Below are 12,962 nucleotides of genomic sequence, written 5' to 3'. Positions count from 1 at the left end.
AAAGACATGCCATTTTCTCAAATCCCTAAAATTTAGGCTTTCATTTCAGCAAAAGTCTCTTTTGCAGCCTGAATGGTTTTTTCAATATCCCGATCAGAATGCGCAGAAGAAATAAATGCCGCTTCAAATGCCGAAGGCGCAAAATAAACACCACGACGCAACATGCCATGAAAAAATTGTTTAAAGGCGTCTACATCGCATTTCAGCATCGAATCAAAACTGGAAATATCGTCCTGATCGGTAAAATACAGACCAAACATGCCACCCACCTGTTGGGTTTTAAAAGCAATACCGGCATCGTTTGCTGCCTGCTCTAATCCAGCCAGTAATTTTGCCAATTGTGCTTCCAGCTTTTCATAAAAACCATCTTGACGAATATGCTTAAACATTTCCAGACCAGCACGCATTGCCAGTGGATTACCTGATAATGTACCTGCCTGATAAACGCCGCCAAGCGGTGCAATACATTGCATGATTTCACGTTTACCACCAAAAGCACCGACAGGTAAACCAGCACCAATGATTTTACCCAGCGTCACTAAATCAGGTTTCACATCATAGAGTGTATGTGCACCACCTAAGGCAACACGAAAGCCAGTCATTACTTCATCAATAATAAAGACGGACTGGTATTCATCACATAACGCACGAATTGCCTGTAAAAAGCCATCTTTAGGTTTCACCAAATTCATATTGCCCGCCACAGGCTCAACAATCACCCCTGCGATTTGACTGCCAAACTTGGCAAAACATTCTTTCAACGCATCAATGTCGTTATAGGGCAAGACAATGGTATGTTTAGCAAAATCTTCAGGCACACCTTTTGAGGTGGGTTCACCAAAAGTGAGTAACCCCGAACCGGCTTTAACCAGTAGAGAATCGGAATGACCATGATAACAGCCTTCAAATTTAATAATTTGATCACGTCTGGTATAGCCACGAGCCAGACGAATTGCCGTCATGGTAGCTTCCGTACCCGAATTGGTCATGCGGATCAAATCTACTGCGGGCAGGATGTCACAGATCACATCGGCAAGGGAGGTTTCTGCAACTGTTGGTGCACCATAGCTTAGGCCATCTTCGGCTGCCGCCTGTACCGCTTTAACAATATCAGGATGAGAATGGCCCAGAATCATCGGTCCCCATGAACCGACATAATCAATATATTGATTGTCATCTTCATCCCACAAATATGCACCTTTGGCACGTTTGATAAAGACTGGTGTCCCACCCACCCCTTTAAATGCGCGTACAGGAGAATTTACCCCACCCGGGATATGTTTACTGGCTTCTTCAAAGAGTTGTGCCTGTTTTGCAGAAATGAACATAAAACTTTCTCGCAATTATTGAAATAACTTTGCCCAAGCATCGACACGCCCGGGAATTTGCTCTGGATCTAAACCTAGTATATCACTGACCACCGCACAAAGACTTGCTCCGGCATCGATCACCACCTGTGAATTTTCTACCGTTAGCCCACCAATCGCACAGATTGGGACATTCAATTGCTGTTTTGCCTGTTGAATCACAGCAATCCCGACATTGCCCGCTTCCGGTTTGGTGCTAGTAGCATAGACTGCACCAAAGGCCACATAACTGGCACCATCGGCAATTGCCTGCTCGGCCAATTGCAGCGAATTTAAACAGGTTCGTCCAATGATGGCATCTTTACCCAACACCTGTCTGGCATGCTGTATTGAACCATCATCCTGCCCCAGATGCACATGCACACCAAACTGTCTGGCCTGTTCAAGATCATCATTGATAATCAAAGGCACCGTATATTGATGACACAACTTAAGAATCTGTTCGATTTCTTGAGATTGATCAGCCTTTGCTACTTTTTTACGTCGATATTGTAATAATGCAACCTTTCGGGTTGCCAACGCAGCCTGTAGCTTTTGTAATAAAAGTCTGAATGGATCATCGTTGGTGATGAGATAAAGTCCTTGCATATTCCTGATTCCTAAAATATTTCATTATACGTAATAGGCTGTATGACCAATATTTCAGCCCATTGATAGTCCTGAAGATTTCTGCTGATAATGATTACGCATAGATAAGATAAGGCAATAGCATATTATATTACCCTATCATCAACCTAGCCAATATTCCTCAAACTCAGCAACGGTGCAATTTGCCAAAGTTTTTGCAAGCGATAGCGGCCAATCACACCGCATATCATTGCCATCAACAAAGGCAGAATCAACCAGTATTGCCAGTGTAATGTCCATGGAATTTCCATTTTCCATGACACGATATAGGATACTGTTTCGGCAAAGGCAATCGCCAGCACCCCTGCACCAGCGCCAATACAGGCAAGCTCAATGCTCAGGTAGCGTTTTAACTGTGCTTGTGACATACCAATCGCACGTAACAAGGCAACTTCATGTTTACGCTCGTCCATCAATAAATTTAAACAAGCCAATAGCACCAGTACACCGGCAGCAAATACCAGAAATGCCAGAATACTAATGATCTGTGCAATCACTTTAACCAGTTGTTTGATCTGTTCGATAATGCCATCGATATCAATAAATACCGTGGTTGGAAACTGGTTAATCAATTCAGCCATCTGTTGATTGTGCTGTGGTGGCAGATAGAAACTACCCAGATAACTTCCCGCATTTTCATCCAGCGTCTGGGGTGAAAAAATAAAGAAAAAGTTTGGACTAAAACTTTCCCACTCGACAGTTCTAAAACTGACCACTTTGGCTTCGATATTACCATCGGGCAATTCGAAACCAAGTTGATCACCAAGCTGAATCCCCAGACTGTCCGCAGTGTCTTTTTCAACCGAGACCTGATGTGTTGCTGTAAAATCTTTTGTTCCTGCCACAATACGATTGTCTTGAGGAAAAGCTGCACTTTGGGTCAAATTTAGCTCACGTTTAAGACTGTTATTTTCTTTGACGATTTGTTCATTAAATGCTTCCCCATTTTTGGTAATCAAGCGACCACGAATATTGGGATATAACGTTGTCGATTGCCACTGCCGCTCCGCCAAAGCCTGTTCAAATGGCGCTTTGTCAAACGGTGGTAAGCCATAAACAAACTGATTCGGTGTACCTGCCGGCAACTGCTGTTGCCAACGCTCGAACATGTCACTGCGCAGTAAAAATAGTACGCTAATTAAGCTTAAACCCAATGCCAATGCTGTCATTTGCAAGCTGACTTTGGCAGGCTCACGTACCCATTGTTCAAAGCGAAAATGCATTTTTCTTAAAGTAGTTAATATGAGCCAAACCACAGCAAACAATACAAAACATAATACAAAAATTGCAGCAATGACGGATAAGGTTAAGCCAATATTTTCAGTGAGATATAAGGTGAATAACGATAAACTGAGCAATGCCGAAGCAATCACAATCCATATCGCAACCTGATCAAACTGGCTTTGACGCAGAACACGAATCGGCGGCACTTTGGCAAGGTGTAAAATACTTGGTAAAACAAAACCAGCAAGTACAATTAAGCAAGTAAATACCGCATTAGGTAATGGTCCCAAAACAATCGCCCATAGCGAAAACTGCAAACTGATATGCGGAATGGTCGTGAGCATAAGCTTAAGCAAAGCAAAACCAAAAATCACACCGAAAATGCTACCGAGTAATGTGGCCAGCAATGCCACAACAGCCAGCAATGCCACAAATGCACCCAGTAATTGTTTGCGGGAAGCACCCAAACACCGTAGCATTGCAATATGATCCTGATTTTGTGCCACATAGCGTTGACTGGTTAAAGCAATGGCAATACCACACAACAATAGCGTCAATAAATTTGCCAGTTGCATATAGGTTTCAAGATTTCGAATCGGTCCCATTAATCGTGAATTGCTATCACTGGCCGAACGTAGCTTTAAAGGTTCCTGTACGTACTGCGTATAATGTTGTTCAAATGCTTTAAGCTGATTCGGTGCGCCTGACATTAGCACGCGATAATCAATCCGACTACCAATTTGAATCGCATTGGTTTTTGCTACATCCTGAAGATGAATAATGACTGTAGGTGAAAAGCCTGACAGACCCATTTCCTGATTGGCATCATGTTCAATCTCACCAGTGACCTTAAATTCTGCATCGGCAATATAAACGCGATCACCAATTTTTACCTTTAATAAATCAAATACTCTTGGGGTCAGCCAGATCTGTCCCGATTGAATCTGTTTTGCCTCAGGTGCAATTTTTAAATCGCCACGCAATGGAAACGCATCATCAATGGCTTTGACATTGACCATGACAAATTGTTCACCAGTATGTGCCATCGAACTAAAAACATAGTTTTGTGAGGTCTGTAATTGTGTTTCTCTGGCACGATCCAGCCAAATAGGCTCAATGGGCTGACTTGAACTTAGCACCAGATCTGCTGCCAATAACTCCCCTGCCTGCTGCTCAATCGCATATTGAATTTGCTGATTACTAAACTTAAGTGCTGTGGTGGCACTAATCGCCAATGACAAGGAAACAATCAGTAAAGTAATCCCACCACTATGTAAACTTTGTCGAAACAGACTGGAAAAAAGCCGAAACATGATTACAAAGCTCCATGCGGTATAGATTGGTTTGGTTCAAATTGCGATGTATTGGATGCTTGTGTTTTGATCTCACCCATGCTCAGTTCATGGAGATTGCCATCGACCAGTTGAATCTGTCTTTGGCACTGTGCCGCAAGTTTTGCATCATGTGTGACCAACACCAGTGTTGTACCCAGTTCTTTATTCATCTGAAATAACAAATGCTCAATCTCTTTTGCCGTTTCGCCATCGAGATTGCCTGTTGGCTCATCGGCAAAAACCACTTTCGGTTGTGTTACCAAGGCACGGGCAATGGCCACACGCTGTTGCTCACCACCAGATAAAACTTTGGGAGCTTGCTGCATTTGACGGGATAGTCCAACTTGTTCCAGCATTTCAGTTGCACGTTTTTTTGCATCAGCATACTGATATTGTGCTTGCAAGCGCATTGGTAACATGACGTTATCCAGAGCAGTTAAATGTGGTAACAGCTGAAAAGACTGAAAGACAAAACCAATATTTTCCAGACGAACTTTAGCCCGTTGTTCTTCATTCATTTGATAGATCGGATAATCACACAGATAAACCTCTCCACTAGAAGGCCGATCCAGTGCAGCCAATAGCCCTAGCAAGGTGGATTTACCAGAACCCGAACGGCCTGTAATGGCCACCTGTTCCCGAGCGAATATTTCCAGATTAATCTCTTTTAAGACATGTATTTTTTGGTCATGAATTTGTATCACTTGTGAGAGATTTTTGGTTTTTATCACTGTTTTTTCAGAACTTTGTGGCATGATGATAGAAGCCTTAACTATTTATTTGTGGAGTCATGGGATGTTAGCCAAACTGCGTTTAATTCTGATCACATTCACACTCGGCGGCGTGGCAAGTATGTCCTTGCAGGCCAAAACCATTTTAATTGTGGGTGATAGTATTAGTGCAGCTTATGGCATGTCGCCTGAACAGGGTTGGGTGAAACTGCTACAACAACGTATTGAACAAAAGTACCCTAAACAGCATCGTGTGGTCAATGCCAGTGTCAGTGGAGAAACCACCAGTGGCGCACTGGCTAGATTACCAAAGCTACTTGGCACCTATAAACCAGAGATTGTGGTGATTGAGCTGGGTGGCAATGATGGCTTGCGCGGACAACCGCCACAGTTAATCCAAAGAAATTTATCACAACTTATTCAGCTCAGTAAAAATAGTAAAGCACAGGTATTATTATTTGGTATGAAAATTCCACCTAATTATGGCACCAGCTATAGTAAAGCCTTTGAAAATAATTATCAGGTGGTGACAAAGCAGCATAATATTCAACTGATGCCATTTTTTCTTGAGGGTATTGCCGGCAATAATGCCTTGATGCAAGCAGATCTAGTGCATCCTAATGCGAAAGCACAGACTAAATTACTTGATTCTGCGTGGAAATATATCGAACCTAGTCTGAAAAAGTAAAAATGCTTTAACGGGATGCTTTCAATAGAATGTTTTGTACACGATCAAAAAGAAAGCATCAATCCACAACTAAAAAATTTTAGAATCATTAACTTAAATCATAAAATACTGCAAAATATACACCTATACAAAATAACAGCACATAAATCGAACCATAAAAGATCATATTCTTAAAAGCCTTGTCTGACATACCACTATCTGCATATTTTTTTGCTGGTTGAGGACGTTTTTCATCATTCATATTCAATCACCTGCATTTATGCCTTATCTCAGCTCCATTATTAAAGGGTTGTCAATTAAATAACAGATATACATTTTAGATAAAAAAACATAACAGATTTTATTTACCTTAAAACTGTTATACTTTTTATGCAGTATTTTGTATCTGGTATTGCCTGAGCAAATGCATAAGCATGATGATCTTCACTCTATTTTAGTATTATTGCCCCAAAGCCCGTATGTTTAAAGCTGAACAACTCGCACAGACCTTGCATCAACTCATCGAACAGGGCGTGTGGAAACCACATCAAAAACTCCCTTCCTTGCGGGAACAGGCGCAGACCTCCGGTTATAGTTTGATGACAGTTTTAAATGCGTATCAGGAACTCGAAGCACGAGGACTGGTCTTTGCCAGAGAAAAATCGGGTTATTATGTTGCCGATCAAAACATGCAGCCCACAGCACTGGATCGTATTGAAGATTCCACATTGCAATCCAACATCCAGATGAATTCCTTTGTATTTGATTATCTCAAATCAATTCAACCAACCAATATCTTGCCATTTGGATCTGCGTTTCCCAATACCGCATTGCTCCATCAGCCCAAATTATTACAAATCGTGGCACAACATGCCCGGCGTAAACAAAGCTATGAAAGTAGCGCCAGTATGCCACCTGGTCTGTTGACATTACAGCAAATCATTGCACGTCGGTATAGTTTGCAAGGCATTGCCACAGAACCACAGGATATTGTCATCACCTCCGGTTGTCTGGATGCATTAAATCTATCCTTACAGGCTGTAGCAAAACCCGGCGACTATATTTTATTACAACAAACTATTTTTTATGGCACATGGCAGGCAGCGGAACGTTTGGGCTTAAATGTAATTACCTTGCCGGAACATCCCGAATATGGTTTTGATCTGGAAAAATTTGAACAATGCCTACAGATGTATCCGATCAAAGTCTGCTGGCTAATGCTCAATAGTCATAATCCGATTGGCTTTAGTGTAAACGATGACATCAAACAAAAAATTGCACAATTGCTGGCACACTATCAGGTTTATCTGATTGAAGATGATGTCTATCAGGAACTTTATTTTGGCAGTAAAAAACCATTATCGGTAAAATATTTTGATCAAGATCATCGAGTCTTGCACTGCTCGTCGTTTTCCAAAACATTAGGCGCCGGTTTTCGGGTCGGCTGGGTGCATCACCGAAAACTCTCCAATCAAATTCAACATTTACAGTTGATGAGTACCATTGCTGTCAGTCCCCTGCTACAACATGCACTGGTTGATTTTTTATCCACACATCATTATGAAAAACACTTACGATCCTTGCGTTTACAACTAGAACGCCATAAAAAATTATTTTATCGTTATTTAAAACAACACCTGCCCGAAGAATGTGATGTATATTATTATCCAAGTGGCTATTTTATCTGGATTAAACTGCCCAAACATATAGACAGTACCCAACTGTATCAAACACTTTTGACACATCATATCGGTATCGCACCGAGTCAGTTGTTTACAGTCAATCGCCAGCAACAGCATTTTATTCGTTTAAATTGCTCCTTTGAGTTAAACGATCAAACCCAACATTCGCTGGCTACCATAATCCAGACAATTACACATCCGTCCTGAATTTTATCAATGATGTAGAAATGCAAATAAGAATCAAAAATAAATAATTTGCCATTGGTAGTGATTATCAATATCTATACAATACGATAACAATTTAATACTTTTCTCTTTAATCTCCCTGTTTAGTTAAGGTATTCACAATGAATCCTATTTTTTCTTTGCAAAAAATTTGTCTGGCGATTGTTGCTGTACAAAGTACACAGATTTTTGCCGAAACCAATCCCTCATCAACACCAGAACAATCTCCGGTAAAAAGTCTGGAAACTATTGTCATCACTGCAATGCCATCTTCTGTCATGAGCACGACCACTGGTATGCAATTAAGTCTAAAAGAAACACCACAATCAATTAGCGTGATTAGTCAGGAACAAATCAGCAATCTTGGGCTCAATAATATTGCTGATGCACTCAAACAAACCACAGGCATTAATGTGATTCGAGATTCTGGCCGTTATCGTTTTCAGTCACGTGGTTTTTATATTGATCAAATTGAAGAAGATGGTATGAGCAGTACTGTCGCTTCTGGTGCCTCAGGTAATCCCTATCGCTCTGCCTCAAGTATGACCGATCTGGAAATCTACCAACATATCGAAGTTTTACGGGGTGCATCTGGATTAACTCAGAGCAATGGTGAACCGGGCGGTACCATCAATGCGGTACGGAAAAAACCGACTGAAGAATTTCAGGCAAATGGCAAACTACAATATGGTAGTTGGGACAATATTCGTTCCAGCGTTGATGTATCTGGCAGCTTAAATCAGGATCATGATATTCGTGGGCGTGTGGTGGCAGTTGCAGGTGATAGTGAATCGTTCAAAACATCAATAGAAAAGAATAATCAGACCCTTTATGGCGTATTGGATTTTGATTTGAACGATCAAGCATTATTCCGTGTCGGTGGACTCTATCAACAGGTTGAGGATATGCCGGACATTTTCGGTCTCCCCATGGGAATTGGCAGTAAGAGCCTGAATTTAAATAAAAATACCTTTCTTGGTGCTGACTGGTCAGAAGACAATTTTAAAAAATCCAATTTGTTTGCAGAGCTGATCTATAATTTTAATGATGACTGGAAACTTAATAGTAAAGTCAATGCCACATGGTATGACTCAACTCAAAAATTTGCAGCATTAGGGCATGGCAATAGCAACTATGTTGGTGTGGCGAATGATGGATTATTACAGCTCAATAATATGCAATTTTATGATAACGATGGTGATGAATTCATCTTTAACACTACGTTATCAGGCAAATATCAGCTATTAGGTCGTGACCATGACTTATTCGGGACACTTAACTATAGTAAAGAAAATCAAAATTCTCAATGGAAACAACATCTAAATTCAACTCAGTACAACATTTATACCTTTCAACCCTCACAAATCACTGAACCTGATTGGAATGATAATTCAATAATACATAACGACAATTTATCAAAAAGAAAGATTAAGCAAAAAGCAATTGCATTAGGTACTCGTTTTAACCTACTGGATCGTCTACATCTGATTGCAGGCGGACGTTATACCGATTTTAATTCTGGAGGATCTATACAATATTATAAATATCAAGGACAAATAGATAGAGATTATATCAAAAGTGCTGATGTTAAAAAGAAAAAATTTATTCCTTATACCGGATTAACCTTTGATTTCACACCGTCAACCAGCATATATGTCAGCTATACCGAAATCTTTAAACCACAAAGTGCCCGAGGCATGAATGGTAGCATGTTAGATCCTCTGATTGGCAGCAATCAGGAACTGGGCATAAAATCCGAACTGTTTAGTGGCGATCTTCAGCTTGCTGCCGCACTTTTTCAGGTAAAACAGGAAAATCGTGCAATCGCAGTTGCCGGAACTAATTTTTATGCACCCGAAGGTAAAGTCCGTAGTCGCGGTCTGGATCTGGAAATTTCGGGAAAAATTTTACCCGAATGGCAGCTGTTTGCTGGTTATACCTATAACAAAAGCAAATATCTCAAAACAGAAGGAACGATATATGAGAATGGCACAAACTTTAGCAAACATACGCCCGAACATATGTTTAGAGCCTATAGCAGCTATCAATTCAGTGGTGCTTTAGAAAATCTAACCGTGGGTGCTGGTGTTACTGCACAAACTGGAACCGATAGTTTATATAATGTAAAACAAGGCGGTTATACTTTATATAATGCCAACTTACGTTATCGATTTAATCCAAATTTCGCCTTGAATTTGATCGGGCAAAACCTGTCGGATAAGCGTTATTATGAGAATCAAAAGGCTCGTGTTAATGGTATGAATAATTTCTATGGTACCCCACGCAATTATCTGCTGAGTCTGGAATGGAATTATTAAAGCACATTCCATCTTGAGTCTAATAAAAAACGCTGCTTTGAATCCAAGGCAGCGTTTTTTATTCATTCAACATCACACAATAATTAAAACAGTCTTAATGTTCCAAATGCAAACCACATTCACGATGTTCTTCGGCTTTGGTTGGATCAAAATAATCTTCATTATCTGGTAAATTATGTTTTTGCATATACGTCCATAGATCTTTGGCATGCCAGTGCAATAATGGCGCAACTTTAATCAAACCATCGGGATTAATACTGACAGCTTCCATTTGAGCACGTTGTGCTGTATCTGTGGCACGTAAAGCAGTAAACCAAACCTCAGGTTGCATTTCAGCTAAAGCACGATTAAATGGTTCAAGTTTTACTTCTGCGGTAAATGCAGCATGACGTGGATCATCCAAAGCCGGCACAGTCCCATCAATGGCCTCACGATGCGCACGGGAACGCTTGGGCAAATAGGTAATCAGATTCAGGTTCAATAGTTTGGTGAGTTCATCAACATAGCGATAGGTGGTTTCAGTGTTATAACCATTGTCCATCCACACCACTGGAATGTCGGGTTGAACACGAGTCAACATATGTAGAATCACGGCTTCAAACGGACGAAAATTGGTGGTCACAATCGCTTTTTTATTCAGTCCTAATGCCCATTCAACCAGTTTTTCTGCATCATGACCGATTTCGGCATTTACTTTCTGCAAATCTAGACTCATCACGTCCTCTTAAAATATATTTACTTTAACTGGGCTTATCTTAACATGACTCAGGATCAGAAATAACATTGCGCTCAATGAAAAACATGATCCTAAGCATCACAAAATTAAATCATCAATTTCTTTTATTTGTTAACTTTCAGTTGCCATTTACCTTGCTGCTGTACACCTAAAATACGTAGCACCAGTACCAGACTCAGCAGCAATAATAAATACCATGAACCGAGCTTGCTCCAACCGACCATATGCCATGTATCAACCTGACTTGGATACAACCAGATTTGATAAAAAGTACTGATATTTTCGGCAATCCAGATTAAAAAGGCTAAAATCACGAACACCAACAACATGGGCAATTGATAAGTACGTTGTTGTACCTGAAATAATAATTTGGTTTTCCAGAAGATAAAAATAGAACAAGCAAATAAAAGATAGCGAATATCGGGTACAAAAAATTTGCTCATAAAATTAATATAGGATAACACCGCCAATAACAGCATTAACCTAAACTCAGGTAAATTGATAAAGCTGACCTGAAATAATCTAAGACTGCGGGCAAAAAAACTACCTACAGCCGAATACATAAAACCAGCAAATAACGGCACAGTCCAAAGTTTAAATACAGCCGGCTGCGGATATTGCCATGAAGCAATTGATGGATGCGTCAAAAAGATTTCCATCACCATCGCCAGTAGATGAAATAACGCAATCACGCGAGCTTCAGTCCAGCTTTCCAATTTAAAATACAGCAATAAAACCTGAATAAGCAACGCAAAAAATAACAGATAATCGTAGCGATAAAAGCCCCAAAATGCGTCATGCGCCATCGGTGCCGTGATAGCAAAAGCCAGCAATAACAGGATACCAAATAAGGCCGCCGAAACAGCCTTACACAAAAACTCGAGCAGAGAGAAAAATAAAATACGCAAGGACTAAACCGAATTAGCGCAAATATTTCTGGCTATATTCATGCACAGTATCAATAAATACTTTTGGATTGGCAGGATCAACCCATTGGGTAATCCCATGTCCAAGATTTGCCACATAACCTGTTTTTTCGCCATGCGCATAGGCATCATCAAGCATTAATTTGACTGCTTTTTCAATGGATTGTGTATTGCCATACAAGGTTGACGGATCAAGATTACCCTGTAATGCAGCCCGACCATTGACAGTTTGACGCGCAGTATTTAAAGATGTGGTCCAATCCAGTCCAAATGCATCTGCATCTGTGTCCAGCATCTGCCCTAACCACTGCCCGCCACCTTTGGTAAACAGAATAACCGGAATTTTCTGCCCTTCTTTTTCCTTGATTAAACCTGCGACGATTTTTTGCATATAATTTAAGGAAAATTCGACATATTCACGATGCGCCAATGCCCCGCCCCAACTGTCAAAAATCTGAATCACCTGCGCCCCAGCCTCAATCTGCGCATTAAGATAATCGATCACCGTATCTGCCAGATGGTCTAACAGGGCATGTAATAGCTCAGGTCTGGCATATAACATTTCTTTGCTATAACGATAATCCTTACTAGAGCCGCCCTCAATCATATAAGTCGCCAATGTCCACGGACTACCGGAAAAACCAATCAAAGGCACTTGACCACCCAAGGCGCTGCGAATGGTTTTGACGGCGTTAACCACATAATCCAAATCAGACCCAATATTGACCTTGGGTAAGGCAGCAATATCCTGTTCGCTACGCACAGTTTTTTTGAACTTTGGCCCTTCCCCGGCTTCAAAATAAAGACCTAAACCCAACGCATCAGGTACAGTCAAAATATCGGAAAATAAAATGGCTGCATCTAGATCATAACGACGCAATGGTTGTAATGTAACTTCACAAGCAAAATCGGTATTTTTGCACAATGAAAGGAAATCCCCTGCTTTGGCACGAGTTTCACGATATTCTGGTAAATAACGCCCTGCCTGACGCATCATCCATACCGGTGTGGTATCTACAGGTTGTCTTAATAAGGCACGAATAAAACGGTCATTTTTCAAAGCAGACATGTTGTTCCTGTCATTGCATACAATGTGCATGCATCATAGCAAAATGACGTGCATCA

At 40.7% G+C, this 12,962-nt stretch carries 11 protein-coding genes; 3 read left to right on the top strand and 8 right to left on the bottom strand.

Features of this window, described 5'->3' with window-relative positions:
• Nucleotides 1-32: 32 nt before the first annotated feature.
• The 4 genes from hemL to CRO21_RS09725 form a co-directional block, all read right to left on the bottom strand.
• Nucleotides 33-1,328, bottom strand: a complete 1,296-nt coding sequence (gene hemL, locus CRO21_RS09740) for a glutamate-1-semialdehyde 2,1-aminomutase (protein WP_097079114.1) — start codon at nucleotides 1,326-1,328, stop codon at nucleotides 33-35.
• 15 nt (nucleotides 1,329-1,343) lie between these two features.
• Complete coding sequence (gene thiE / locus CRO21_RS09735; protein ID WP_097079113.1) at nucleotides 1,344-1,955, bottom strand: thiamine phosphate synthase; 612 nt, start codon at nucleotides 1,953-1,955, stop codon at nucleotides 1,344-1,346.
• A 146-nt stretch (nucleotides 1,956-2,101) separates the two neighbouring features.
• Nucleotides 2,102-4,531 (bottom strand): ABC transporter permease, encoded by a 2,430-nt coding sequence (locus CRO21_RS09730; protein WP_097079112.1) that lies wholly within the window; start codon nucleotides 4,529-4,531, stop codon nucleotides 2,102-2,104.
• Between the two features lie 2 nt (nucleotides 4,532-4,533).
• A complete protein-coding gene (locus CRO21_RS09725) occupies nucleotides 4,534-5,307 on the bottom strand; it encodes an ABC transporter ATP-binding protein (RefSeq protein ID WP_097079111.1) in 774 nt (257 codons plus the stop codon).
• 40 nt (nucleotides 5,308-5,347) lie between these two features.
• Here CRO21_RS09725 and CRO21_RS09720 point away from each other — a divergent pair, with 40 nt between their 5' ends.
• On the top strand, nucleotides 5,348-5,971 hold the full coding sequence (locus CRO21_RS09720) for an arylesterase (RefSeq protein ID WP_213064418.1): 624 nt from the start codon (nucleotides 5,348-5,350) through the stop codon (nucleotides 5,969-5,971).
• 88 nt (nucleotides 5,972-6,059) lie between these two features.
• On the opposite strand, the gene CRO21_RS17570 is transcribed toward CRO21_RS09720, so the two are convergent.
• Complete coding sequence (locus tag CRO21_RS17570) at nucleotides 6,060-6,212, bottom strand: hypothetical protein (protein ID WP_171294023.1); 153 nt, start codon at nucleotides 6,210-6,212, stop codon at nucleotides 6,060-6,062.
• Nucleotides 6,213-6,429: 217 nt separating this feature from the next.
• On the opposite strand from CRO21_RS17570, the gene CRO21_RS09715 reads away from it, so the two are divergent.
• Together CRO21_RS09715 and CRO21_RS09710 are read left to right on the top strand one after the other, a co-directional pair.
• The gene (locus tag CRO21_RS09715; RefSeq protein ID WP_097079110.1) at nucleotides 6,430-7,839 is read left to right on the top strand and encodes an aminotransferase-like domain-containing protein; all 1,410 of its coding nucleotides are present in this window, start codon (nucleotides 6,430-6,432) and stop codon (nucleotides 7,837-7,839) included.
• 140 nt (nucleotides 7,840-7,979) lie between these two features.
• Entirely contained in the window at nucleotides 7,980-10,175 is a 2,196-nt protein-coding gene (locus tag CRO21_RS09710; protein ID WP_097079109.1) for a TonB-dependent siderophore receptor, read from the top strand.
• Between the two features lie 94 nt (nucleotides 10,176-10,269).
• Here the strand turns inward: CRO21_RS09710 and CRO21_RS09705 are convergent, their stop codons facing one another.
• From CRO21_RS09705 to hemE, 3 genes are all read right to left on the bottom strand, one after another.
• Nucleotides 10,270-10,890, bottom strand: coding sequence for a phosphoadenosine phosphosulfate reductase domain-containing protein (locus tag CRO21_RS09705; protein WP_097079108.1), 621 nt, complete (start codon nucleotides 10,888-10,890; stop codon nucleotides 10,270-10,272).
• 125 nt (nucleotides 10,891-11,015) lie between these two features.
• Entirely contained in the window at nucleotides 11,016-11,813 is a 798-nt protein-coding gene (locus CRO21_RS09700; RefSeq protein ID WP_228150411.1) for a DUF817 family protein, read from the bottom strand.
• A 19-nt stretch (nucleotides 11,814-11,832) separates the two neighbouring features.
• A complete protein-coding gene (gene hemE / locus CRO21_RS09695) occupies nucleotides 11,833-12,906 on the bottom strand; it encodes a uroporphyrinogen decarboxylase (protein ID WP_097079106.1) in 1,074 nt (357 codons plus the stop codon).
• Nucleotides 12,907-12,962 lie beyond the last annotated feature (56 nt).

It is taken from the genome of Acinetobacter puyangensis (assembly GCF_900096995.1).
Lineage (GTDB): Bacteria > Pseudomonadota > Gammaproteobacteria > Pseudomonadales > Moraxellaceae > Acinetobacter > Acinetobacter puyangensis.
Note: the sequence above shows the minus strand (reverse complement) of the source record. Positions and strands in the feature narration are given on the sequence as shown.